Source organism: Bradyrhizobium nitroreducens, from assembly GCF_002776695.1.
Classification (GTDB): Bacteria; Pseudomonadota; Alphaproteobacteria; order Rhizobiales; family Xanthobacteraceae; genus Bradyrhizobium; species Bradyrhizobium nitroreducens.
Genome location: NZ_LFJC01000003.1, coordinates 450,454 through 475,303, shown reverse-complemented (window position 1 = coordinate 475,303; position 24,850 = coordinate 450,454). Strand labels below are relative to the sequence as shown.

Here is a 24,850-nt window from a genome sequence, read left to right as displayed (position 1 = left end):
CCAGCATCCGGGCAATTCCGGACCTGCCCAGCCGATAGGCTGTGCTTTCTCTGTTTGCACCACCTTGCTAAGAACCTTGCCGGAACTCCATCCAACCAGAAAAGCGATTGATCCCAATGGTTACACGTCGTGATGTTGCATCGATTGTCGGACTCGGCGCGGTCGCCGCAGCCACGCTGGCCGCCCCGGCCGTGGCCCAGACTGCCGATCCCAACGAATCGACATTCGCCCGCATCCGCCGCACCAAGAAGATGCGGATTGGCGCGGTTGGCGGCGGCGCGCCCTATTACATGAAGGATCTTTCCAGCGGCCAGTGGAAGGGCTTCTACATCGACATCGCCAAGGGCCTGGCCGACGACATGGAGGCCGAGCTCGAGATCACCGAAACCACCTGGGGCAATTCGGTGCTCGACCTGCAGGCCAACAAGATCGACATCTTCTTCGGCCTCAACCCGACCCCGAAGCGCGCGCTGGTGGTCGATTTCTCCGTGCCGGTCTTCAACAACGCCTTCGCCATTCTCTGCAAGAAGGACTTCAAGCCGAGGAGCTGGGCCGAGCTGAACTCGCCCGACATCAAGATCGCGGTCGACCAGGGCTCCTCGCACGACCAGGTGGTCAGCCGCCTGACGCCGAAGGCGCAGATCACGCGGCTGAAGACCGCCGACGACGCCACCGCCGCGCTGCAGACCGGCCGCGTCGACGCGCAGTGCCTGATCACCATGCTGTCGCTGACCGTGCTGAAGAAGAACCCGTCGCTCGGCCAGCTGGTGCTGCCGACACCGATCTTCGCGACGACGTCGAATGCCGGCTTCCGCCGCGAGGCCGACAAGACCTGGCGCGACTACGTCAACACCTGGATCGACTTCAACAAGGGCCTCGGCTTCATCCGCAACGCGATCATCACCAACATGGAGCTGGTGGGCGTGACGGAAGCGGACATTCCGCCGGGCGTCTCGCTGTAACTTCGACCGTCATTCCGGGGCGATGCGAAGCATCGGACCCGGAATCTCGAGATTCCGGGTTCGCCCTTCGGGCGCCCCGGAATGACGGTGCCAACGGCACCCACGACGAGTAAACAAACACATGTATCAGTGGGACTTCGGCATCCTCTGGAGCTATCGCTGGCTGTTTCTCAACGGGCTCGGCGTCACCATCGGCTTCACGATCGTCATCGTGGTGTGCGGGCTGCTGTTCGGGCTGCTCGGGGCCTTCGGCAGCCTGTCGCGCTTCAGGGCGTTGCGCCTGCTCGCCCTCACCTTCATCGAAGCCTTTCGCTGCACGCCGATCCTGGTGCAGCTGATCTGGTTCTATTACGCGCTGCCGATCCTCGCCGGAGTCGAGATGACGCCGATCACCGCCTCGGCGCTGGCGCTCTCACTTTATGGCGGCTCGTTCTATTCGGAGATCATCCGCGGCGGCATCATCTCGATCGACAAGGGCCAGTCCGAAGCCGGCGCCGCGCTCGGCATGACGCCGGGCCAGAGCATGCGGCGCATCGTGCTGCCGCAGGCGATCAAGCGCATGATCCCGGCGCTGATGAACCAGTCGATCATCCAGTTCAAGAACACTTCGCTGGTCTCGGTGCTGGCGGTGCCCGACCTGGTCTACCAGAGTCAGGTCGCAGCCCATGACAGCTACCGGCCGCTGGAGACCTACACCGCGGTCGCGGTCGCCTATGCCGCGATCCTGATCCCGCTCACCATCATCGTCCGCCGCGGCGAGAAGCGACTGGCGGTGAGCGAATGAGCGAGACGCCCAAAATCGAGATCAGGGCCTTGCGCAAGAGCTTCGGCAGCAACGAGGTTTTGAAGAACATCAACCTCGACGTCGCCAAGGGCGGCGTCGTGGCGCTGATCGGCCCATCGGGCTCCGGCAAATCGACGCTGCTTCGCTGCATCAATCTCCTTGTCGTGCCCGACGGCGGCAGCGTCCGCGTCGGCGACACCCGTTTTTCATTCGGTGAAGGTGCAAAACTGCCCGATGTGAAGTCGCTGGCAAGATTCCGCGCCACCACCGGCATGGTGTTCCAGCACTTCAACCTGTTCCCGCACATGACGACGCTGCAGAACGTGATGGAGGGGCCGGTCACGGTGCGGCGCATGGCCAAGGCCGACGCCGACAAGCTGGCGCGGGCGCAGCTCGCCAAGGTCGGTCTTGCCGAGAAGGCCGACCAATATCCCGCGACGCTGTCCGGCGGACAGAAGCAGCGCGTCGCGATCGCCCGCGCGCTCGCGATGGAGCCTGACGTGATGCTGTTCGACGAGGCGACCTCGGCGCTCGACCCCGAATTGGTCGGCGAGGTGCTGAACGTGATCCAGCAGCTGGCCTCCGAAGGCATGACCATGGTGATCGTGACCCACGAGATCGCGTTCGCGCGCGAGGTCGCCGACCGCCTGATCTTCATGCGCGACGGTGTCGTGGTCGAGGAAGGTCCGGCACGGCAGGTGATCGACAATCCGAAAGAAAGCGCCACGCGCGCCTTCCTCAGCCATTTCCATCGCACCGGCGCATTACCGCCGGCCAACGCAGTATCCTGATGCCCGATATCAATCGCGTCTATCTCGTCACCGGTGCTGCCAGCGGCATCGGCCGCGCCACCGTCAGATTGCTCGCAGCGTCCGGCACCGCGCTGCTGCTCCATACACGCTCGAACGCGGAAGGCCTCGACGCCACGGCGGCGGAAGCCGAAGCGAAAGGCGCGGTGGTCGCAAAATGCCTCGGCGATCTCGCCGAGGAGACCGCGGTTTCCGACGCCATCGCCGGCGCAAAAGCCGCCTTCGGCCGGCTCGACGGATTGATCCTGGTCGGCGGCCACGCCCGCCGCGGCAGCGCGATCGGCACGCCGGCGGATCAGTTCCGGCAAGCGATGGACGAGTCCGCGCTGGCCTTCACGCGAATGGTCGAGGCGGGCTTGCCGCTGCTACGCGCCGGCCACGATGCGCGCATCGTCGCGGTGTCGTCCTTCGTCGCACACGCGATCCGGCCCGAATTCGCGCCCTTCGCGGCGACGGCCGCAAGCCGCTCCGCGCTGGAAGCCTTGGTGCGGTTGACCGCGATCGAGCTCGCGAAAGACGGCATCACCGTCAATGCGGTTTCGCCGGGCCTCATCGTCAAGGACAAGCCGAGCGAGAGCCGGCTGTCGCCCGAGCAAATCGCCGCGACCGAGGCGCTGATCCCGATGCGTCGCCGCGGACGACCGGAGGAAGTCGCCGAGATCATCGCCTTCCTGGCATCCCCGAAAGCATCTTACGTCACCGGCCAGATCTGGCACGTCAATGGAGGCCTGACATGACCGAAGCAACCATCGCACGCATCAGGCTGTTCCTGATCGAAAGCCCGATCAGGATGGCGCGCCTGCAGGGCGTGGGCAACGTCAAGGGCACGGTGAAGCGCGTGCTGATCGAGCTCACGTCAAGTGACGGCGTAATCGGCTGGGGCGAGGCGGCGCCGTGGGAGGTGTTCACGGGAACGCCGGAAGCGGCGTTCTCCGCGCTCGACATCTATCTGCGCCCGATCGTGCTCGGCAAGCCGGTGCGCCGCATCCGCGCGCTGATGGCCGAGCTCGACCGCACGCTGGTCGGCCATGCCGAAGCAAAAGTCGCAATCGAGATGGCGCTGCTCGACATCGTCGGCAAATCGTCGGGACTCTCGGTCGCCGATCTGCTCGGCGGCCGCGTGCGCGACACCATTCCCCTCTCCTTCTCGATCGCCGATCCCGACTTTTCCGCCGATCTCGAGCGCATGCGCAAGATGGTTCCGGACGGCAATGTCATCTACAAGGTCAAGACCGGCGTGAAGCCGCATCGCGAGGATCTCGATCACCTCGCGGCGATCCGAAAGGAGTTCGGCGACAAGGTCGATCTGCGCGTCGACTACAACCAGGCGCTGGCGCCGTTCGGCGCCATCAAGATCCTGCGCGATGTCGAGGAGTTCGCGCCGACCTTCATCGAGCAGCCGGTGCCGCGCAAATATCTCGACGTGATGGCGCAACTCACCGCAGCGCTGGAAACGCCCGTGCTCGCCGACGAAAGCTGCTTCGACCGCCGAGACATGATGGAGGTGGTGCGCCGCGAGGCGGCCGACGCCGTCTCGATCAAGCTGATGAAGGCCGGCGGTCTGTTCGAGGCGCAGGCGATCATGGCGATTGCCGACATCGCCGGCCTGCCCGGCTATGGCGGCACGCTGTGGGAGGGCGGCATCGGCCTCGCCGCCGGAACGCAGCTGATCGCGGCGACGCCGGGCATCTCGCTCGGCTGCGAATTCTACATGCCGCATCATGTGCTGACCGAGGACGTGCTGGAAGAGCGCGTCGCCAACCGCGCGGGTCATGTCGTGGTGCCCGACGGCCCAGGCCTCGGCATCCGCGTCAGCGAAGCTTCGATCCGCGCCAATGCAAGGGTGCTGGCGGAGGCGTGAGGGGCCGCCAGCATCGCTACAAACTCGGTCGTCGTCCCAGGCAAGCGTTAGCGCAGACCCGGGATCCGTAACCACAGGATTGAGTTTGGCGAAGATTCGGAGTTACCAGCTCGCGCTATAGCCGTTTCCTGTGGTTATGGATCCCGGATCGGCGCGCGCTTTGGGCGCGCTTGTCCGGGATGACGAGCGTGTATGCAGAAGCAGCGGAGCCCCATCCTTCCCCTCGCCGACTCGGTATCGTATGGTCACTCCAACACGCCCGACCCCATCGGGCCATCCGGAAACGCATATGTCTGATCCCGCCTGGTCGCTGCACTCCCGCCTGAAAGAGGACACCATCGACATCGGCGATCTGCCGCTGTCGAAGGTGCTGGTCATCAAGGACGCGCATTATCCCTGGCTGCTGCTGGTGCCGCGGCGCCCCGATGCGGTCGAGATCATCGATCTCGACGAGGTGCAGCAGGCGCAGCTGATGACCGAGATCTCCCGCGTCTCGCGCGCGCTGAAGGAGATCACCAGATGCGACAAGCTCAATATCGCGGCGCTCGGCAATCTCGTGCCGCAGCTTCACGTCCACATCATCGCGCGCCGCACCAGTGACGCGGCCTGGCCGCGGCCGGTCTGGGGCGTGATGCCGCCTTTGGCGCACGACGCCGCAGAGGTTCAGAATTTCATCAGCGCGCTTCGCCGCAAGATCTGGTTGGGTTGAAAGAACATAATGTCAGCATTCGACGCCTTTCCGCTGGGACAGCCGGCCTTCGTCACCAACACCCTCGATCGCGCCGCGCATCTGCGCCGTGACGACGAGAAGCTGTTCGCGATGGAGCAGAAGCCAACCTCGCGCGCTTATGTCGTCTACCGCGACTCGCTGCTGGTCAAGCGTGAGGGCGACAAGACGCGCGCGCTGCTCTCGATCGACGAGGCGCTGAAGTGCGGCGCCAATCCCGGCACGATCTTCCTCGGGCTTCGCGGCGGCGCGGCGATGTTCGGCATGGGCCTGTCGCAGGCCGCCGCCGAGAAGCTGGTGGGTCGCGAGGACTACACCGTCACCGAATTGCGCGGCATGGCAATGCAAGGTGCGATCCCGCCCGACGAGCTCTCGGCGATCGCAATGGCGAAGTCGATGGTGAGCTGGCACCAGCGCCACGGCTATTGCGCCAATTGCGGCGCGCGCAGCGCGATGAAGGAAGGCGGCTGGAAGCGCGACTGCCCTTCCTGCAAGGCGGAGCATTTTCCGCGCACCGATCCGGTCGTGATCATGCTGGTGGCATCGGGCGACAAGTGCCTGCTCGGCCGCCAGAAGCAGTTCCCGCCCGGCATGTATTCGTGCCTCGCCGGTTTCGTCGAGGCCGCCGAGACCATCGAGGATGCGGTGCGCCGGGAGATCCTGGAAGAATCGGGCATTCGCTGCACCGACGTGCAGTATTACATGACCCAGCCCTGGCCCTATCCGTCGTCGCTGATGATCGGCTGCAGCGCGCGGGCCGTCAGCGAGGAGATCGTGGTCGACCGCATGGAGCTGGAAGACGCGCGCTGGTTCACGCGCGAGGAGGCCGCCCTGATGCTGACACGGACGCATCCGGACGGGCTCGCCGGCCCGCATCCCTTCGCCATCGCCCATCACCTGCTCGGCCGCTGGGTCCACGACAAGAGCGGCGCATAAGCGAGCGTCGATGGTGCCATCCGGGACTGCGCCACGCATCCTCTGCATCGGCATTCCCGCGCGCGACCTCACCTTCCGGGTCGACGCCGTTCCCGCGCGCGGCAGCAAGGCCAATGCGACCCATCTCGCCGAGATCTGCGGCGGCAACGCGCTCAATGCCGCCATCGCGATCGCACGGCTCGGCGGCCGCGTCGCATTCGCGGGGCCCATGGGCGATGCGCGCGAGACGTCGAGCGGCTTCATTCTCGCGCAGATGGCGCAGGAGGGCATCGACACCATGCACATCGTGCGCATGCCTGACGTAACCACGCCGGTGTCCGCGATCATGATCGAGCCCTCGGGCGAGCGGACGCTGACCATCTATCGCGATCCGGCTCTCTGGACGGTCGAGCTGCCAGATGCCGACAGGCTGCTCGACGGTTGTCAGGCCGTCCTCGTCGAAAGCCGCTGCGCGGCGTTCGCGATATCCCTCTGCACCGAGGCGCGCCGGCGCGGCATTCCCGTCATCGTCGGCGTCGACCGCGCGATGTCCTTGCAGGACGGCCTGCTCACAGCGGCCTCGCATCTGCTGTTCTCCAGCGAGCAGGTTCAGGAGACGGCCGGCATCACCGAAGACGGCGAGGCGTTGAAGCGTCTGGCTAGGCTGACGCCGGCCTTCCTCGCGGCCACCCGCGGCCCGGACGGCACGATCTGGCTGAACGAGGCGGGCGAGCTGGAGGAGACCGCGGCCTTCCCGGTCCAGGCGGTCGATACGCTCGGTGCCGGCGACGTTTTCCATGGCGCCTTCACGCTTCGCCTGGCCGAGGGCGAGGGGGTCAGGGAGGCGCTGCGATTCGCCGCGGCCGCCGCAGCGCTGAAATGCACCCGCCATGGCGGTGGCCAGGCCGCCCCGCAACGCCTTGAAGTTGAAGAGCTTTTGCAGGCGGCGCAGCTGGCGGAGGCCAGCAGGTCGCCGAGATAATGGACTTGATATAGAAATATTTTCTCTATATCAGGGATAGACCGCCCTGAAATGGAACAAAGTTCTTCAAATGACTGACCTCGCTGTCCAGCCTCCCGAGACCAGCCGCCGCCTCGATGCCATCGACCGCAAGATTCTGATGGTACTCCAGGAGGATGCCTCGCTATCAGTCGCCGAGATCGGCGACCGTGTCGGCCTGTCCTCGACCCCCTGCTGGAAGCGCATCCAGCGCCTGGAGGCCGACGGCGTGATCATCAAGCGGGTTGCCCTCGTCGACCAGAACAAGATCGGGCTCGGCATCTCCGTGTTCGTGTCGGTCGAAAGCTCCGACCATTCCGACGCCTGGCTGAAGAAATTCGCCGAGGCCGTCAGTGCCATGCCCGAGGTGATGGAATTCTATCGCATGGCCGGCGACGTCGATTACATGCTGCGCGTCGTCGTCGCGGACATGCAAGCCTATGACGTGTTTTACAAGAAGCTGATCAGCGCCGTGCCGCTGAAGAACGTCACCTCGCGCTTTGCGATGGAGAAGATCAAGTCGGTCACCACGCTGCCGATCCCGGCGGTGGTGGCGGCTTAAGGTTCCTGCCTGCCACGATGGTGGTGCGTTCCCGCTTGCGGGAGAGGGTTGGGGAGAGGGTGCCTCCTCAATGGGACAGTCCTTATGCGGAGAGAGCCCCCACCCGGCGCTCCGCGCCGACCTCCCCCGCAAGCGGGAGAGGTTTTCCGGCCCGCGGCCGATCGATTCAATATGCCGATCTAGCCTGGTTGAAACACCGGCAGCGTGACATTGACACGCGTACCTCCGCCGGAGGCCGCGGCAATCTCGATCGTGCCGCCATGGGCCTCGACCAGATTGCGCACCACTGCGAGACCGAGGCCGGCGCCACCGGTGGCGCGATTGCGTGACTTCTCCAGCCGATGGAACGGCTCCAGCACGGTCTGGCGTTGATCGGCGGGAATGCCCGGCCCTTCGTCGTCGATCGACACGACCATGGCACCATCCTTCAGGGCCGTGCGCACATGCGCGGCATGGCCGTAAGCGAGCGCGTTGTCGATGATGTTGGCGAGGATACGCCGCAGCGCCAGCCGGTCGCCGAGCACGACCGCATTTCGGGCGCGGTCGTCCGTCACCAGCTCGACCGGCTTGCCCTGAACGCGCCGGTCGTGCACCTCGACGGCAATCAGCGCAGCAAGCTCGATCATCTCCTGTGACAGGCCGCCGGCGCCGGCACGCGTCGATAGCAGCGCATCGTCGAGCAGCCGGATCATGTCGTCGATATCGACAACCGCCCGCTGGCGTTCGGCATCGTCAGGGATGTGCTCGACCCGCAACCGCAGCCGCGTCGCGAAGGTCCTGACATCATGGGCAATGCCGCCGACCAGCGTCATGCGCGCGCGCAGCATCTCGGCGAGCCGTCCCTGCAAGCGGTTGAACGCGGCGATGACGGCGCGAATTTCCGGCGCGCTGCGGCGGGCGTCCGGCAGCGTCGGCGGATCAGCCGACAAATCGACGCGATCGACCGCCGCGGCGAGCTGAGCCAGCGGCCGCGTCTCGCGCTGCATGACCAGCAATGCCAGCAACGCCACGATCGAGCCGAACAGGCCCGCGCCGAAGCCGACCGGCAGGCCGAACGGGGTGACCGGCAGGCGGGTATAGGCATCGACGATCAGCATCTCTCCGCTGCGCAGGCCGATGCGGAATTCGATCGCGTTGGCCATCAGCCGCGCTATACGGGGAAACCAGCGGCTGGCGCGATGGTCCGGCGGCGCCACGATTTCCACGGCGCGGCCCGCAAGGCCCGCCGCATAGGTCTCGCGCAACTGCGCCTGCTGCGCGGGCGTCTCACCGGCGACCGGTGTGCCTGAGGGCACAATCCGCGCCACGAATTGCGGCGACGACACCGCATCGAGAACCGTCTGCCGGGAATCGCCGGCGGTGCGCTCGAGCAGCGTTGCAAGCGCATCAAGCCGCGCCGGCGATGGCCGCGTCAGCTCGTTCTCATGCACCGTCGTCCGGTAGAAGATCGCCAGGATGACGGTGACGACCACCGAAAATCCGACCAGCCCGATCAGCGCCAGCCGTGCGGCGAGCGTCACGCGCAGCATCACGACACCTGCCTGACGGGCGCGGTGAACAGATAGCCGCCATTGCGCACCGTCGTGATCAGGTTGGAGCCCGGGCTTGCGGCGTCGAGCTTGCGACGCAGCCGCGAGATCAGCATGTCCACGGTGCGGTCGAACGGCTCGGCCGAACGGCCACGGGTCCAGTCGAGGATCTGGTCGCGCGTGAGCACTCGGCGCGGGCGTTGCACGAAGCAGCCGAGCAGGTCGAATTCCGCGCTCGTCAGCTGCGGCGCAGCCGTCTCGGCCTCGGGCGTCTCCACGCTGCGGGAGTCGAGATCAATCACGAAGCGGTCGAATGCGAAACGCCGGACCAGAGGCTTTGCAGGCGTGCCATTGGCGCGGCGAAGGATGGCGCGCACCCGCGCGAGCAGTTCGCGTGGACCAAACGGCTTTGCAAGGTAGTCGTCGGCACCCATCTCGAGGCCGACCACGCGGTCGATTTCGTCGCTCTTGGCCGTGAGCATCAGGATCGGGACGGAATCATCGGCGCGCAGGCGGCGGCAGATCGACAACCCGTCCTCACCCGGCAACATCAAATCGAGGATGACGAGGTCGGGTCGTAGGCGCTGGAGCATCTGATCCATCGCCTTGCCGTCGGCGACGCAAGCGACCTCGAAGCCCTCGCGCCGCATGAAGTCGGCGACGAGGCGGCTGATCTCGGGATCGTCCTCCACCATGAGAATCGTGGCCGCTTGCGTGTTCATCGCCGCATTGTGGACGACCGCGCCCGCCGCGCAAGGGCGGCGGCGATCTTGTTACAAAGTGTTACATCGGGCTGACAAAGCCATAACAATCGTTTCGTCCCGGCAATGCGTCGCAGACGCGGCCCGACCAGTCTCCCCTCATGGCTGCCGCTTACGGCAGTCCCCAGAAGGAGACGACAAGCATGACCAAGTTCTTCCTTACCTCCCTCGTCATCGGCGGCCTCTCGGTTGCCGCGGCGGCCGATGCCAATGCCTGGACCCGGTCGGCGACGGCGAACGGGCCGCGCGGCACCTCCAGCGTCAACGTGACGGGAGGCTGCGCCAACGGAAGCTGCTCGCGCAACGTCACCCGCACGGGTCCGGCCGGCAACACCTACACCCGGACCGGGACTGTCTCGCGCTGAGCTCCTCGACGTCGTCGCCGCGTTCGCCCTGCGCGGCGACGACCCGCCTCACCAGATCAGAAAGGATCAGCATCGTGCCACCGATTTTCCGCTTCCTGCCGCAAACTGCGGCCATCGTCGCCCTCGTCGCCTCGACCTCCGCGTCTGCCCAGAGCCAGTTGCAAACGCAGATCACGCCGCAGATGCGCAGCGAAGCACGGGCGGTCATGCAGGCTTGCCGTGCCGACTATGACCGCCTTTGTAGCGGCGTTACGCCGGGTGGAGGACGCATCCTGGCCTGCCTGCAAACTCATGCCGGCCAGCTCACCTCGACCTGCGCGCAAGCTCTGCCTCGCGCGCAGGCGCTGAGGGACGGAGCCGCCAGCGCCGGCGTCGCGCCGAAGTAGGAGGCCGCCATGGGTTACGCGTCCATCCTGCTCGACCCGACGCTCCGTCGCGTGATCCTGTTCACCGCGATCGGCCTGATGCTACTCGAATACGGCATCGGGCGGCTCGCACATCAGGACACCCACGACTGGCGCGAGAGCGTCGCGTCGTTCGGTGTCGCGCTGGGGCAGAATTTGCTCCGCGCGGTCGAAGCCGGAATTCTCGCCGTACCGTTCGCCTTCCTGTACGAGCACCGGCTGTTCGACTTCGAACAGACCAGCCTGCCTGCGCTCGCGGGATTATTCCTGGGCAGCGAGCTTCTCTATTACTGGCAGCATCGCGCCTCGCATCGCATTCGCTGGATGTGGGCGACGCATGCGGTGCATCACTCGACCACGCGGCTGAACCTGACGGCGGCGATCCGGCTCGGCTGGACCGGCAACATCTCGGGCAATTTCCTGTTCTTCCTGCCGCTGGCGCTGATCGGCTTTCACCCGCTCGCGATCGTCGCAATGCTGGGGATCAATCTGCTGTACCAGTTCTTCATCCACAGCGAGTTCGCGCCGAAGCTCGGCGTGCTCGAATGGGTGCTCAACACGCCGAGCCATCATCGCGTGCATCACGCCTGCAACACGCCGTGCCTCGACAAGAACTATGGCGGCATCCTGATCGTGTTCGACCGGCTGTTCGGCACCTTTGCCGAACAGCCCAGCGACCAGCCGCTCCGCTTCGGCCTGGTCGGAGGCACGCCGTCCTTCAATCCGATCCGCATCGCGCTGGGCGAATGGATCGCGATGCTGGGCGACGCATGGAAGGCGCGGGGCGCGGGCGCGAAGCTGCGCGCCCTGTTCGGACCGCCCGAAGGCTGAGCGCGCGCAGGCGCTCAGATCTTCTGATTGTACTCGCCGACTTCCGGATGCGTCCGCAGCACGCTGTTCACCATCTCGAACATGTCGTGCATGCGCTGCTCGGAGACCGGGCTCTCGACCACGACGACGAGCTCGGGCTTGTTGGAGGAGGCGCGCACCAGGCCCCAGCTGCCGTCCTCGACCGTGACGCGCACGCCATTGACGGTGACGAGATCGCGGATCGCCTGTCCTCCGATCTTGGCGCCCTTGGCCTGCAAGCCTTCGAAGTGCTTCACCACCTGCTCGATGACGCCGTACTTGGTCTCGTCGGCGCAATGCGGCGACATGGTCGGCGACGACCAGGTTTTCGGCAGCGCATCCTTCAGGTCAGCCATCGACTTGCCGGGGGCGCGGTCGAGCATGTCGCAGATCGCGAGCGCCGAGACGAGTCCGTCGTCATAGCCGCGCCCATAAGGCTTGTTGAAGAAGAAATGGCCGGATTTCTCGAAGCCCGCGAGCGCGCCGGTCTCGTGGGTGCGGCGCTTCATGTAGGAATGGCCGGTCTTCCAATAGGCGGTCTTCGCGCCTTGCTTCTGCAGCACGGGATCGGTGATGAACAGGCCGGTCGACTTCACGTCGACGATGAAATGCGCGTCCTTGTGGATCGCCGACATGTCGCGCGCCAGCATCACGCCGACCTTGTCGGCGAAGATCTCCTCGCCGGTATTGTCGACGACGCCGCAGCGGTCGCCGTCGCCGTCGAAGCCGAGGCCGACATCGGCCTTGTGATGCAGTACCGCGTCGCGGATCGCGTGCAGCATCTCCATGTCTTCGGGGTTCGGATTGTATTTCGGGAAGGTGTGGTCGAGCTCGGTGTCGAGCGGGATGACCTCGCAGCCGATCGCCTCCAGCACCTGCGGCGCGAACGCGCCGGCGGTGCCGTTGCCGCAGGCGGCGATGACCTTGAGCTTGCGCTTCAGCTTCGGACGATTGGTGAGATCGGCAATGTAGCGCGCCGGATAATTCTCGTGGAACTGGTAGGAGCCGCCGGCCTCGTTCTTGAACTCGGCATTGAGCACGATCTCCTTCAGCCGCGTCATCTCGTCGGGGCCGAAGGTCAACGGACGGTTGGCGCCCATCTTGACGCCGGTCCAGCCGTTGTCGTTGTGCGAGGCGGTGACCATCGCAACGGCGGGCACGTCGAGATCGAACTGCGCGAAATAGGCCATCGGCGTCACCGCAAGCCCGATGTCGTGGACCTTGCAGCCCGCCGCCATCAGGCCGGAAATCAGCGCGTATTTGATCGAGGCCGAATAGCCGCGGAAGTCGTGGCCGGTGACGATCTCCTGTTTGACGCCGAGCTCGGCGATCAGCGCGCCAAGACCCATGCCGAGTGCCTGCACGCCCATCAGGTTGATTTCCTTCTGGAACAACCAGCGCGCGTCGTACTCGCGAAAGCCCGTCGGTTTCACCATCGGCTCGGATTCGAAGGCGTAGGTGTTGGGCAGCAGGACGGATTTCGGCTTCGGGAACATTGAGACGATCTCGTGAAAAGAGCAGGAATTGAGGCAGCCTTAGCGAATGCCGGGCCGCAGCGGAAGGCGGGAATGAGGGCTTATGGCCGATAATTGCGGCAGTTTGGTAACGAAGAAACGTTACCGCCGGGGCGGTGGAAGCAAAGAAATCACGTTTGAAATGGACGGCGCCCGATCGCCACAGGCTTTCGCCTATTGCTCCAGCACCATCTGGCCGTTGGAATATTCGAAGCGCTTCAGGCGCGACAGGAAGGAGAGGCCGAGCAGGTTCTCCGACAGCGCCTCGTCGGGCAGCACCATGGCGTCGACGTCGCGCACGATGAGACCGCCGACGTCGAGCATGGCGATGCGGGTGCGCGCGGCCTTGATGGTGCCGTTGGCGGTGGAGACGGTGGCATTGTACGCGCTGCGCGAGGGACGCAGGCCAAAGCGGGCGGCCGAGGTCTCATTGAGCGCAACCACGGAGGCGCCGGTGTCGACCATGAAGCCGATGCGCTGGCCGTCGATCCGGCCCTCAGTCTGGAAATGACCGCGACCGTCGCGGGAAATGGCGAGGCTGCGGCCGCCGGCCGGCGCGGTCGCGGCAACGGCGACAGTGGTCCGCGGCGCCGAGGTTGCGGAGGCCGAACTCATCTTGTCGGCCAGCTGCGCCATGAAAGTGCCGAGGCCGATCAGGACGGCCGCGAAGATCATAATGTTACGCATTACACCACTTCCGAGCCGGAAAGCCCGATTTCACCACGCGACAAGGCTGACCGCGAGCGGAGCTACGCCGGCGCCCGTGTCATTTTGACGAAAAGGATGAGCGGACGGTTAATGCGCCGCCGCGTTTCTCACGTCCCGCGCGGCTTCGCCCGCCTTGTCGGCACCGCGCTCGCCGGATCGTCCGGCCAGGGATGACGGGGATAGTGGCCGCGCAGGTCGGAGCGCACGGCGGCGTAGCTGCCGCGCCAGAAGCCGGGGAGATCGCGCGTCACCTGCACCGGGCGCTGCGCCGGCGACAGCAGTTCCAGCACCAGCGGCACCTTGCCGGCCGCAATCGAGGGATGGGTGTTGAGGCCGAACAATTCCTGCAGCCGCACTGCGATGGTCGGCCCCTGCTCGGCCTCGTAGTCGATCGCGAGCACGCTTCCCGTCGGCGCCTCGAAATGCGTCGGTGCCTCGCGATCGAGCCGCGCGCGCATCTCCCACGGCAGCAGCGCCATCAATGCATCGGAGAGATCGCCGGGCGAAATGTCCTTCAGCGCGATCTTGTCGTAGAGCGCCGGCACCAGCCAATCGTCGCGCCGCGCGATCAATCCGTCGTCGGTAAGATCCGGCCAGCTATCTCCTTCGGCCTTGCGCAGGAACATCACGCGGTCGCGCCATTGCTTGGCGGCCTTCGACCAGGGCAGCCGGTCGAGGCCCGCGGCGATCAATCCATCCGCGAAGATGCGCGCGGTGTCCTCCGAGGGAGACACGGCCATCGTCGCCTCGGACAGCGTGATCGCATGCAGCACACGCTTGCGCCGCGCGCGCAGCGCCATGGCGCCGCGATCGAACGAGATCTCGTCGGCGGTAGCGATATGCTCGGCGAAATGCCGTTCGATCTCGCCCTCGGAGATCTGCGCAGCGAGCAGGATTCGTCCGCTCGCCGCCGTTCCCGTCATTTCGCCGATCGCGATGTAGGGCGCGCGGGCGAGCGAGGAGGTCTGCTCGACGGCGGCGCCGCGGCCATTGGCAAGGACAAAACTGCCATTGCCGCGATTGCGGGCAACCCGGTCCGGGAAGGCATAGGCCAGCATCAGGCCGGTCGAGAGATCCTCCTGCGGTCCAGCCTTCTCCGAGGCCGCAACCTGCGAGGCCCAGCGCCGCGCGAGGTCGCGCGCGCTGGCAGCGCGCGGCGAGCGATCACGGCGGAACTGGTCGCGCCGGTGCTCGAGATCGACGCTGTCACCGCCAAGCCCGCGCTCGGTGATGATGGCGGCGATCTCGGCGGCGGCTTCGCCCTCGCCGGCGCGATGCGAATCCACGATCATGCGCGCCAGCCGCGGCGGCAGCGCCAGCGCGCGCAGGCTCTTGCCTTCGGCGGTGATGCGGCCGTCGCCATCGAGCGCGTTGAGCTCCACGAGCAGGCTCTTGGCCTCTTTCCACGCGGGCCCCGGCGGCGGATCGAGGAACGACAGCGCGGCGGGATCGCTGACGCCCCATTGCGCGAGATCGAGCACCAGCGAAGACAGGTCGGCACTCAGGATTTCCGGCTGGGTGTAGGGCGCGAGCGAGGCCGTCTGCGGCTCGTCCCAGAGCCGGTAGCAGACCCCGGGCTCGGTACGGCCGGCGCGGCCGCGGCGCTGGTCCACCGCCGCGCGCGCGGCGCGCACGGTCTCGAGCCGCGTGAGGCCGATATCGGGCTCATAGCGCGGCACACGGGCAAGCCCGGAATCGACCACGATGCGCACGCCTTCGATCGTCAGCGAGGTCTCCGCGATCGAGGTCGCCAGCACCACCTTGCGCATGCCCCTGGGCGCCGGCGAAATGGCGCGGTCCTGCACGGCGGCATCGAGCGCGCCGAACAGCGGCACGATCTCGATCGAAGCATCCTGCACGCGCTCGGAGAGGAAGTTCTGGGTGCGGCGGATTTCGGCGGCGCCCGGCAGGAACGCCAGCACGGAGCCGCTGTCGGCCCGCAGCGCGGAGGCGATCGCATCCGCCATCTGCCGCTCGATCGGCGCATCCGCCTTGCGGCCGAGATAGCGGGTCTCGACCGGAAAGGCGCGTCCCTCGCTCTCGACGACGGGCGCATCGCCGAGCAGTTTTCCGACACGCGCGCCATCGAGCGTCGCCGACATCACGAGGATGCGCAAATCTTCGCGCAGGCCGGTCTGCGCGTCGCGGGCCAGCGCGAGGCCCATGTCGGCGTCGAGCGAGCGCTCGTGGAATTCGTCGAACAGGATGGCGGCAACGCCCGAGAGTTCGGGATCGTCGAGGATCTGGCGGGTGAAGATGCCCTCCGTCACCACCTCGATGCGGGTCGCGCGCGAGACCTTCGAGCCGAAGCGGACGCGATAGCCGACGGTGTCGCCGGCGCGCTCGCCGAGCGATTTGGCCATGCGGTCGGCGCTGGCCCTCGCCGCGATGCGCCGCGGCTCCAGCACGATGATCTTCTTGTCCCTGGCCCAGGGCGCATCGAGCAGAGCCAGCGGCACGCGCGTGGTCTTGCCGGCCCCGGGCGGCGCCACCAGCACGGCGGCATTGTGCGCCTCCAGCGTGCGCGAGAGCTCGTCGAGCACGGCATCGATGGGGAGGGGCGTGTCGAAGCTGCGGGGCAAAAGTCTATCCGTTCGTCATGCCCGGCCTTCTGCGGGGCATTCACGTCTTACCTCTGGCTCCGTCATTCCGGGGTGGTCCGAAGGACCAGACCCGGAATCTCGAGATTCCGGGTTCGCGCTATGCGCGCCCCGGAATGACAGGGCCACAAGGGCCGTCGCGAATAACCAGCCTGCCCTCAGCCCTGCACCGGCGGACGGCCGATGCTGTCGTAGGTGAAGCCGGCGGCTTCCATCTCCTCGGGGCGGTAGATGTTGCGGAGGTCGACGACGACGGGCTGCGCCATGACGCTCTTGAGCCGGTCGAGATCGAGCGCGCGGAACTGCACCCATTCGGTGACGATGACGAGTGCATCGGCGCCTTGCGCGCAGGAATAGGCATCCTCGCAATAGGTGATGCTCGGCAGCTCGCCCTTGGCCTGCTCCATGCCGACGGGATCGTACGCCTTGACCTTGGCGCCCATATCGATCAGGCCCGTCACCAGCGGGATCGACGGCGCATCGCGCATGTCGTCGGTGTCGGGCTTGAAGGTGAGGCCGAGCACCGCGATAGTCTTGCCGCGCAGATTGCCGCCGAGCGCCTGGCTCACCTTGCGCGCCATCGCGCGCTTGCGGTTCTCGTTCACCGCCAGCACGGATTCGACGATGCGCAAGGAGACGTCGTAATCCTGCGCGATCTTGATCAGCGCCTTGGTGTCCTTCGGGAAGCACGAGCCGCCGAAGCCGGGACCGGCATGCAGGAACTTGGTGCCGATGCGGTTGTCGAGGCCAATGCCGCGCGCGACCTCCTGCACGTTGGCGCCGGCCTTCTCGGAGAGATCGGCGATCTCGTTGATGAAGGTGATCTTGGTCGCAAGGAACGCGTTCGCGGCGTATTTGATCATCTCCGCGGTGCGGCGCGCGGTGAACATCAGCGGCGCCTGGTTCAGCGACAGCGGGCGGTAGATGTCGCCCATCACCTTGCGGCCGCGCTCGTCGGAGGTGCCGACCACGACGCGATCGGGAAACTTGAAGTCGCGGATCGCGGCGCCCTCGCGCAGGAACTCGGGGTTCGAGGCGACCACGACATCGGCGTTCGGATTGGTCTCGCGAATGATGCGCTCGACCTCGTCGCCGGTGCCGACAGGCACGGTCGACTTCGTCACCACGACGGTGAAGCCGGACAGCGACTGCGCGATCTCCTTCGCCGCGGCGTAGACATAGGAGAGATCGGCGTGACCGTCGCCGCGGCGCGACGGCGTGCCGACCGCGATGAAGACGGCATCGGCATCCGCGACCGGCTTCGACAGGTCCGTGGTGAAGTCGAGCCGCTTGGCCTTGACGTTGGTCGCGACCAGCTCGTCGAGGCCGGGCTCATAGATCGGGATCTCGCCGCGGTGGAGCGCCGCGATCTTCTTCTCGTCCTTGTCGACGCAGGTGACGTCGTGACCGAAATCGGCAAAGCAGGCGCCGGACACCAGTCCCACATAGCCCGTGCCGATCATCGCGATGCGCATGAAAAGTCCCTGTCTTGAATTGGTTAACGAAACGAAACCCCGACGCCGGGCGGTTTAGCATTTTCCCGAGCGGAAGGAACAGTCCGCATGCAAAAAAGCGGCACGGGAATTGAACCGGTAAAGAAGTCGGAAACCGTGGAGGCCCCACACTGCCCCACACCCGAACAGGACGGCCGGAACACGCCTCGAAAAGGGACACCATGGCACCATCAGGCACAATCGCAGGGAGCGGAGGCACCGAGGCCTCTTCCGCCGCGCGTGTCGACTGGGTCGACTACGCCAAGGGCATCTGCATCATCATGGTCGTGATGATGCATTCGGTGCTCGGGGTCGAGCTCGCCGCCGGCGAGACCGGTTTCATGCATGTTGCCGTGGCCTTCGCAAAGCCGTTCCGGATGCCGGATTTCTTCCTGATCTCCGGCCTGTTCCTGCCGCTGGTGATCGACCGGGACTGGCGGACCTATCTCGACCGCAAGGTCGTGCATTTCGCCTATTTTTATGTCGTCTGGGTGACGATCCAGTTCGCCTTCAAGGCGCCGGCTTTCGCGGCTGAGACGGGCTGGCACCATGTTGGCTTCCTGTATCTGGAATCCTTCATCGAACCGTTCGGCACGCTGTGGTTCATCTATCTCCTGCCGATCTTCTTCGTCGTCACAAAACTGACACGCAAGATGCCGCCGCTCGCGGTCTGGCTCGTCGCCGCCGCGCTGGAGACGGCCCGCATCTCGACCGGCTGGACCGTCATCGACGAGTTCTGCGCGCGCTTCGTCTATTTCTATTCAGGCTATCTGTTCGCGCCTTACGTGTTCGCGCTGTCGGACCGTGCGCGGAAGCACCCGGCGCTTGCGCTCGCAGCACTGGCGACCTGGGCGCTGGTCAATGCCGGCCTCGTCGTGCTGGGGGCCAGCGAATGGAAGCTCGTCTCGCTCGTGCTCGGCTTTGCCGGCGCCTGCGCGATCATCACGATGGGCACGCTGCTCGCACGCGCCCAGTGGATGAACTTCTTGCGCTTCTGCGGCGAGCATTCGATCGTGATCTATCTCGCCTTCTTCCTGCCTATGGCGGCGACCCGCACGCTGCTGCTGCGCACCGGCATCATTCCTGATATCGGGACGGTGTCGCTGATCGTCACCGTCGCCGGCGTGCTCGGCGCGCTCGCGATCTGGCGGGTGGCGCTCCGGCTCGGCGGCAATTTCCTGTTCGAGCGGCCAGAGGCGTTCTGGATTGCGCCGAAGAAGGCGGGGCCGGTGTTGCAGGCGGCGGAGTAGCGCCATTCTCGGTGTCGTCGCCCGGCTCGACCGGGCGACCCGGTATTCCAGAGACGATCGTTGTTGATCGATAGGCCGCGGCGTACTGGATTCCCCGCTTTCGCGGGGAATGACAGTGGGGTATGTGGCGAATGACAGCGGGGGATAGCGGCATCCGCAAGCCAAAAATCACCCTTCCAAGGCTGTCAAAGCCCGCAAAAATTCATACATTGCGGCCATGCCCAAAAGCTCCCCAAAGACCTCCGCCAAAGCTGACACCAAGGCCGCCGCCGAGACAAAGCCCGCAGCGCCAGCTGCTGCCAAACCGGTCGCGGCGAAGGCGGCGGGCAAGGGCGACCACATCTTCCTGGTCGACGGTTCCGGCTACATCTTCCGCGCCTATCACGCGCTGCCACCGCTCAACCGCAAGTCCGACGGTCTGCAGGTCAATGCCGTGCTCGGTTTCTGCAACATGCTGTGGAAGCTGCTCCGCGACATGCCCGCCGACAACCGGCCGACCCACCTCGCCATCGTGTTCGACAAGTCGGAAGTCACCTTCCGCAACAAGATCTACCCCGAATACAAGGCGCACCGCCCGCCCGCGCCTGACGATCTCATTCCGCAATTCGCGCTGATCCGCGAAGCCGTGCGCGCCTTCGACCTGCCCTGCCTGGAACAGGGCGGCTTCGAGGCCGACGATTTGATCGCGACCTATGCGCGGCAGGCCAGCGAACGCGGCGCCACCACGACCATCGTGTCCTCCGACAAGGATCTGATGCAGCTCGTGAACGACAAAGTCATGATGTACGACACCATGAAGGACCGCCGCATCGGCGTCCCCGAGGTGATCGAGAAGTTCGGCGTGCCGCCGGAGAAGGTCGTCGAAGTGCAGGCCCTCGCCGGCGATTCCACCGACAACGTGCCCGGCGTGCCCGGCATCGGCATCAAAACGGCGGCGCAGCTGATCGTCGAATATGGCGATCTCGAGCAATTGCTGTTCCGCGCCACCGAGATCAAGCAGCCGAAGCGGCGGGCGGCGCTGATCGAGAACGCGGAGAAGGCGCGGATCTCGCGACAACTCGTGTTGCTCGACGACAATGTGAAGCTGGACGTGCCGCTCGACGACCTCGCGGTCCACGAGCCCGACGCGCGCAAGCTGATCGCCTTCCTGAAGGCGATGGAGTTCACGACGCTGACGCGCCGCGTCGCCGATTGTTCGCAGATCGATCCGGCCAATGTCGATGCCGATGCGAGCAACAGCAGCGGCGCCAGGGCTGGCGGCGATGCGGCGAAAGCAAGATCATCCGAGGCCTCGGGCGATCTCTTCACCGCTCCTGCGGCCACCGCAACGGGCGGTGACAAGGGCGACAAGGGCGCCAGCCTGAAAGGCGCGCCGATCTCGCTGGCCACCGCGCGCGAGGAGGCCCTGCGCAAGCTTCCGGTCGACCGAACCAAGTATCAGGCGATCAAGACGCTCAAGGAGCTCAACGGCTTCATCGCGCGCATTCACGACGCCGGTCATGTCGCGATCGAGCTCAAGGCCAACTCCATCGATCCGATGCAGGCCGATTTCTGCGGCATCGCACTGGCGCTGGCGCCGAACGAGGCCTGCTATGTGCCGCTGGCGCACAAGCAGTCCGGCGGCGGCGCCGGCCTGTTCGACGCCGGCCTCGCTCCGGACCAGGTCAAGCATGAGGATGCGATTGAAGCACTGCGGCCGGTGCTGGAATCACCGGGCATTCTCAAGATCGGCTTCGACGTGAAATTCGCCGCCGTGATGCTGGCGCAGCACGGCATCACCTTGCGCAACATCGACGATGCCAAGCTGATCTCCTACGTGCTCGATGCCGGACGAGGTTCGAATGAACTCGACTCGCTCGCCGAGCGCTGGTTCGGCCATGCCATGCTGAAGGAGAGCGAATTGCTCGGCAGCGGCAAGGGCAAGATCACCTTCGACCAGGTGCCGATCGACAAGGCCGCGGCGCTGTCGGCCGAAGGCGCCGACGTCGCCTTGCGGGTCTGGCGCGTGCTGAAGCCGCGCCTCGTCGCCGAGCACATGACGACGGTCTACGAGACGCTGGAGCGGCCGCTGGTCTCCGTGCTGGCACGGATGGAACGGCGCGGCATCTCGATCGACCGCCAGGTGCTGTCGCGTCTCTCCGGCGACTTCGCCCAGACCGCGGCGCGGGTCGAGGCCGAGATCCAGGAGATCGCGGGCGAGCCGGTCAACGTCGGCAGCCCCAAGCAGATCGGCGACATCCTGTTCGGCAAGATGGGACTGTCCGGCGGCACCAAGACCAAGACCGGCGCATGGTCAACCACCGCACAGGTACTCGACGATCTCGCCGAGCAGGGCCACGATCTCCCGAAGAAGATTCTGGAGTGGCGCCAGGTCTCGAAGCTGAAATCGACCTACACTGACGCGCTGCCGACTTACGTCAACCCGCAGACCCATCGCGTGCACACGACCTACGCGCTGGCCGCGACCACGACGGGGCGGCTGTCGTCGAACGAGCCGAACCTGCAGAACATCCCTGTTCGTACCGAGGACGGCCGCAAGATCCGCCGCGCCTTCATCGCAACGCCCGGGCACAAGCTCGTCTCCGCCGATTATTCGCAGATCGAGCTGCGTCTGCTGGCGGAGATCGCCGACATTCCCGTGCTGAAGCAGGCGTTCCGCGACGGCCTCGACATTCACGCCATGACGGCGTCGGAGATGTTCGGCGTGCCGATCAAGGGCATGCCGAGCGAGATCCGCCGCCGCGCGAAAGCAATCAATTTTGGCATCATCTACGGCATCTCCGCGTTCGGGCTCGCCAATCAGCTCGGCATCGCCCGCGAGGAAGCCTCAGCCTACATCAAGAAATATTTCGAGCGTTTCCCCGGCATCCGCGCCTACATGGACGAGACGCGCGATTTCTGCCGCAGCCACGGCTACGTCACCACGCTGTTCGGCCGCAAGATGCACTATCCCGACATCAAGGCCTCCAACGCCTCGGTGCGCGCCTTCAACGAGCGCGCCGCGATCAACGCGCGGCTGCAAGGCACCGCCGCCGACATCATCCGCCGCGCCATGACGCGGGTGGAGGACGCGCTCGCGGCAAAGAAACTCTCGGCGCAGATGCTGCTCCAGGTGCATGACGAGTTGATCTTCGAGGTGCCGGACGCCGAAGTCGAGGCGACGCTGCCGGTCGTGCAGCACGTGATGCAGGACGCGCCGTTCCCGGCCGTGAACCTCTCGGTGCCGCTGCATGTCGATGCGCGTGCTGCGAATAATTGGGACGAGGCGCATTAGCGCGCCACATACTCAGCCTGCGAACGCAGGGACCCATAGCCACAGGATCGCGTGGGGCGAAGATTGCCCATGACCATGCCGTGTCAAACTTCTCCCTGGGGGTATGGGTCCCCCGCGTTCGCGGGGACGACACTGAAGTGGTCTGCGGGGACCGAATTGTCCTCCGAGCAATTGCACGATGGCCCAGTGCGGCCTTGCATATTAGAACCGTACCGTCTTCCACCCCGGTTCACCCATGCCCCACACATCCGCCCTGCTCGGCTTTGCCCTCGTCTGCCTCGGTCTCGTGCTGACGCCGGGGCCGAACATGATCTATTTGATCTCGCGCTCGATCACGCAAGGACCGGCTGCCGGCATCGTCTCGCTCGGCGGCGTCGCGCTCGGCTTCGTGTTCTACATGCTGTGCGCGGCGTTCGGCATCACCGCGCTGCTGCTCGCTGTTCCCTTTGCCTATGACGCGCTGCGCTTTGCCGGCGCCGGCTATCTGCTGTGGCTCGCCTGGCAGGCGGTGAAGCCGGGCGGACGCTCGCCATTCCAGGTAAAGCAGCTCGCGATCGACAGCCCGCGCAAATTGTTCGCGATGGGCTTTGTCACCAATCTGCTCAATCCGAAGATCGCGATGCTGTATCTTGCGCTGCTGCCGCAGTTCATCGATCCCGCCGCCGGCAGCGTGCTGACGCAGTCAGTCGTGCTGGGCGCGATCCAGATCGCGATCAGCGTCAGCGTCAACGCGATGATCGCGCTGGCCGCCGGATCGATCGCGCTGTTCCTGGCGAACCGGCCGAGCTGGATGCTGGTGCAGCGCTGGCTGATGGGCACGGTGCTGGCCGGGCTTGCCGTGCGGATGGCGGTGGAAGCGAAGAAGGTGTGAGATATTTCTTCACCCTCCCCTGGAGGGGGAGGGTCGGCTCGCATTGAGCGCAGCGACGGGGTGGGGTGAGAGTCCCTCCCCGCCGAACACTGCCCGCGTTGAGAGATCACCCCACCCCGCTCGCGCTGCGCGCGATCGACCCTCCCCCTCCAGGGGAGGGTAGGAGCTTCCCATCAATCCAGCTTCGCCTCCATGCCCCGCTTCACCGCCGGGCGGGCCATCAGGGCCTCGTACCAGCGCTTGACGTTGGGAAAATCGGCCAGATCAACCTTGTGGCGAGGATGGCGCCAGGCCCAGCCCAGGATGGCAAAATCGGCAATCGAGAGGTCGCCGGCGACGAAGTCGTGGTCGGCGAGGCGGCGGTCCAACACGCCGTAGAGCCGGCGCGTCTCGGCCATGTAACGCTTCAGGCCGTAGGCACGGTCCTGCTCGTTTTCGAGCGCGATGAAATGGTGCACCTGGCCGGGCATCGGGCCGAAGCCGCCCATCTGCCACATCAGCCATTCGTAGACCGGGACGCGCGCGCCCAGCGATTTCGGCAGGAATTTGCCGGTCTTTTCACCGAGATAGAGCAGGATCGCGCCGGATTCGAAGATGCTGACGGGCTTGCCGTCCGGGCCGTCGGGGTCGACGATTGCCGGGATCTTGTTGTTCGGGGAGAGCTTCAGGAATCCCTCGGCCATCTGCTCGCCCTTGGTGATGTTCACCGGGAACACCTTGTAGGGCAGCCCCATCTCCTCCAGCGCGACCGAGATCTTGCGGCCGTTCGGCGTGTTCCAGGTGTGCAGCTCGATGGTCATTTTCGCTTCCTTCCCATGCCCGTTTCCTCCCGGAGGAGGCGTCGGCCCGATCCGGGCTCTCACCTACTCCAGAAGGTCGCGCCCCCACAACCGGCGGCCGGGGATGGCCGATCCCTGTTGACGAGGGACGCCCCCTCTGGAATGTCGCTGCTGTCGCGGATAAATTCCGCCTTCTTTAAAAACGTTGTTCGAGGGACCGCTGTGTCGAAATCTGCCTCCCGCGCCCGCCTGTTCGAAATCATCCGCCGGCGCTCCTTCGGCCGCGGCGAGGTGACGCTCGCGTCGGGCCGCAAGAGCGATTTCTACTTCAACCTCAAGCCGACCATGCTCGACCCCGAGGGGGCGACGCTGCTCGCCGAACTGACCTATGAGACGCTGAAGGACGACAATCTCGATTTCATCGGCGGGCTCGAGATGGGCGCGGTGCCGCTCGCCGGCGCGCTGGCGCAGATCTCATGGATCAAGGGCCATCCGATCGCGGCGTTCTTCGTGCGCAAGAAGCCGAAGGAGCACGGCGCCAAGCTCGCGATCGAAGGCCTGCCCAAGGGCGAGACGCTGGCCGGCAAGCGCGTCGTGATCGTCGAGGACGTCACCACGACGGGTGGCTCGGCGATGAAGGCGGTGGAATCCGTGCGCGAGACCGGCGCCGAAGTGGTGCTGGTGCTGACCATGGTCGACCGCGAGGAAGGCGCCACCGACACGTTCGGCGCGGCCGGCCTGCCGTTCCGCTCGCTGTACAAGGCCTCGGAATTCTTGAAGGGGTAGCGATTCTCGCTCCCGTGTCCCGGGCGCGGCGCAGCGCCCCCGGCGAT

Annotated in this window: 23 protein-coding genes; 16 read left to right on the top strand and 7 right to left on the bottom strand. The window is 65.7% G+C overall.

The annotated features are described in order from the left end of the window. The first annotated feature begins 116 nt into the window (after positions 1 to 116). The 9 genes from TSA1_RS02395 to TSA1_RS02355 all read left to right on the top strand — a co-directional run bounded on the left by TSA1_RS02395 (position 117) and on the right by TSA1_RS02355 (position 7,620). Positions 117 to 962: a transporter substrate-binding domain-containing protein gene (locus TSA1_RS02395; RefSeq protein ID WP_100174936.1), complete on the top strand. Its 846-nt coding sequence runs from the start codon at positions 117 to 119 to the stop codon at positions 960 to 962. Between the two features lie 121 nt (positions 963 to 1,083). Continuing rightward, entirely contained in the window at positions 1,084 to 1,746 is a 663-nt protein-coding gene (locus tag TSA1_RS02390; RefSeq protein ID WP_100174935.1) for an amino acid ABC transporter permease, read from the top strand. Further along, positions 1,743 to 2,537: an amino acid ABC transporter ATP-binding protein gene (locus TSA1_RS02385; RefSeq protein ID WP_100174934.1), complete on the top strand. Its 795-nt coding sequence runs from the start codon at positions 1,743 to 1,745 to the stop codon at positions 2,535 to 2,537. Before TSA1_RS02390 ends, TSA1_RS02385 begins: the two co-directional genes overlap by 4 nt. Then, positions 2,537 to 3,292, top strand: coding sequence for an SDR family NAD(P)-dependent oxidoreductase (locus tag TSA1_RS02380; RefSeq protein WP_100174933.1), 756 nt, complete (start codon positions 2,537 to 2,539; stop codon positions 3,290 to 3,292). The genes TSA1_RS02385 and TSA1_RS02380 overlap by 1 nt, the downstream gene beginning before the upstream one ends. Further along, complete coding sequence (locus tag TSA1_RS02375) at positions 3,289 to 4,416, top strand: muconate cycloisomerase family protein (RefSeq protein WP_100174932.1); 1,128 nt, start codon at positions 3,289 to 3,291, stop codon at positions 4,414 to 4,416. The genes TSA1_RS02380 and TSA1_RS02375 overlap by 4 nt, the downstream gene beginning before the upstream one ends. Before the next feature lie 289 nt (positions 4,417 to 4,705). Next, positions 4,706 to 5,125, top strand: a complete 420-nt coding sequence (locus TSA1_RS02370) for an HIT domain-containing protein (protein ID WP_100174931.1) — start codon at positions 4,706 to 4,708, stop codon at positions 5,123 to 5,125. Positions 5,126 to 5,134: 9 nt separating this feature from the next. Then, the gene (gene nudC, locus TSA1_RS02365) at positions 5,135 to 6,079 is read left to right on the top strand and encodes an NAD(+) diphosphatase (protein ID WP_100174930.1); all 945 of its coding nucleotides are present in this window, start codon (positions 5,135 to 5,137) and stop codon (positions 6,077 to 6,079) included. A 10-nt stretch (positions 6,080 to 6,089) separates the two neighbouring features. Next, the gene (locus TSA1_RS02360) at positions 6,090 to 7,040 is read left to right on the top strand and encodes a sugar kinase (protein ID WP_174718710.1); all 951 of its coding nucleotides are present in this window, start codon (positions 6,090 to 6,092) and stop codon (positions 7,038 to 7,040) included. A 70-nt stretch (positions 7,041 to 7,110) separates the two neighbouring features. Then, complete coding sequence (locus tag TSA1_RS02355) at positions 7,111 to 7,620, top strand: Lrp/AsnC family transcriptional regulator (protein ID WP_100174929.1); 510 nt, start codon at positions 7,111 to 7,113, stop codon at positions 7,618 to 7,620. Between the two features lie 179 nt (positions 7,621 to 7,799). On the opposite strand, the gene TSA1_RS02345 is transcribed toward TSA1_RS02355, so the two are convergent. Together TSA1_RS02345 and TSA1_RS02340 are read right to left on the bottom strand one after the other, a co-directional pair. Further along, positions 7,800 to 9,149 (bottom strand): sensor histidine kinase, encoded by a 1,350-nt coding sequence (locus tag TSA1_RS02345; protein WP_100174927.1) that lies wholly within the window; start codon positions 9,147 to 9,149, stop codon positions 7,800 to 7,802. After that, positions 9,149 to 9,871: a response regulator gene (locus TSA1_RS02340; protein WP_100174926.1), complete on the bottom strand. Its 723-nt coding sequence runs from the start codon at positions 9,869 to 9,871 to the stop codon at positions 9,149 to 9,151. Before TSA1_RS02340 ends, TSA1_RS02345 begins: the two co-directional genes overlap by 1 nt. A gap of 182 nt (positions 9,872 to 10,053) precedes the next feature. Here TSA1_RS02340 and TSA1_RS02335 point away from each other — a divergent pair, with 182 nt between their 5' ends. The 3 genes from TSA1_RS02335 (at position 10,054) to TSA1_RS02325 (ending at position 11,510) form a co-directional block, all read left to right on the top strand. Continuing rightward, on the top strand, positions 10,054 to 10,275 hold the full coding sequence (locus TSA1_RS02335) for a hypothetical protein (protein ID WP_100180929.1): 222 nt from the start codon (positions 10,054 to 10,056) through the stop codon (positions 10,273 to 10,275). 74 nt (positions 10,276 to 10,349) lie between these two features. Continuing rightward, positions 10,350 to 10,661, top strand: coding sequence for a cysteine rich repeat-containing protein (locus TSA1_RS02330; RefSeq protein ID WP_347338498.1), 312 nt, complete (start codon positions 10,350 to 10,352; stop codon positions 10,659 to 10,661). Positions 10,662 to 10,670: 9 nt separating this feature from the next. Next, entirely contained in the window at positions 10,671 to 11,510 is an 840-nt protein-coding gene (locus tag TSA1_RS02325) for a sterol desaturase family protein (RefSeq protein WP_100174925.1), read from the top strand. A gap of 14 nt (positions 11,511 to 11,524) precedes the next feature. On the opposite strand, the gene TSA1_RS02320 is transcribed toward TSA1_RS02325, so the two are convergent. The 4 genes from TSA1_RS02320 to TSA1_RS02305 form a co-directional block, all read right to left on the bottom strand. Beyond that, complete coding sequence (locus TSA1_RS02320; RefSeq protein WP_100174924.1) at positions 11,525 to 13,024, bottom strand: phosphomannomutase/phosphoglucomutase; 1,500 nt, start codon at positions 13,022 to 13,024, stop codon at positions 11,525 to 11,527. 192 nt (positions 13,025 to 13,216) lie between these two features. Beyond that, positions 13,217 to 13,729, bottom strand: a complete 513-nt coding sequence (locus TSA1_RS02315; RefSeq protein ID WP_100174923.1) for a TIGR02281 family clan AA aspartic protease — start codon at positions 13,727 to 13,729, stop codon at positions 13,217 to 13,219. A 128-nt stretch (positions 13,730 to 13,857) separates the two neighbouring features. Continuing rightward, on the bottom strand, positions 13,858 to 16,332 hold the full coding sequence (gene hrpB / locus TSA1_RS02310; RefSeq protein ID WP_174718709.1) for an ATP-dependent helicase HrpB: 2,475 nt from the start codon (positions 16,330 to 16,332) through the stop codon (positions 13,858 to 13,860). A gap of 176 nt (positions 16,333 to 16,508) precedes the next feature. Further along, the gene (locus TSA1_RS02305; RefSeq protein WP_100174922.1) at positions 16,509 to 17,825 is read right to left on the bottom strand and encodes a UDP-glucose dehydrogenase family protein; all 1,317 of its coding nucleotides are present in this window, start codon (positions 17,823 to 17,825) and stop codon (positions 16,509 to 16,511) included. A 200-nt stretch (positions 17,826 to 18,025) separates the two neighbouring features. On the opposite strand from TSA1_RS02305, the gene TSA1_RS02300 reads away from it, so the two are divergent. From TSA1_RS02300 to TSA1_RS02290, 3 genes are all read left to right on the top strand, one after another. Then, entirely contained in the window at positions 18,026 to 19,093 is a 1,068-nt protein-coding gene (locus TSA1_RS02300) for an acyltransferase family protein (RefSeq protein ID WP_100174921.1), read from the top strand. A gap of 217 nt (positions 19,094 to 19,310) precedes the next feature. After that, the gene (polA, locus tag TSA1_RS02295; RefSeq protein ID WP_100174920.1) at positions 19,311 to 22,367 is read left to right on the top strand and encodes a DNA polymerase I; all 3,057 of its coding nucleotides are present in this window, start codon (positions 19,311 to 19,313) and stop codon (positions 22,365 to 22,367) included. A 235-nt stretch (positions 22,368 to 22,602) separates the two neighbouring features. Beyond that, positions 22,603 to 23,238 carry a LysE family translocator gene (locus TSA1_RS02290; RefSeq protein ID WP_100174919.1) on the top strand — a complete coding sequence of 212 codons (636 nt, stop codon included), beginning with the start codon at positions 22,603 to 22,605 and terminating at the stop codon, positions 23,236 to 23,238. A gap of 173 nt (positions 23,239 to 23,411) precedes the next feature. Here the strand turns inward: TSA1_RS02290 and TSA1_RS02285 are convergent, their stop codons facing one another. Next, the gene (locus tag TSA1_RS02285; RefSeq protein WP_100174918.1) at positions 23,412 to 24,038 is read right to left on the bottom strand and encodes a glutathione S-transferase family protein; all 627 of its coding nucleotides are present in this window, start codon (positions 24,036 to 24,038) and stop codon (positions 23,412 to 23,414) included. Between the two features lie 201 nt (positions 24,039 to 24,239). Here TSA1_RS02285 and pyrE point away from each other — a divergent pair, with 201 nt between their 5' ends. Beyond that, the gene (gene pyrE / locus TSA1_RS02280; protein ID WP_100174917.1) at positions 24,240 to 24,803 is read left to right on the top strand and encodes an orotate phosphoribosyltransferase; all 564 of its coding nucleotides are present in this window, start codon (positions 24,240 to 24,242) and stop codon (positions 24,801 to 24,803) included. Positions 24,804 to 24,850 lie beyond the last annotated feature (47 nt).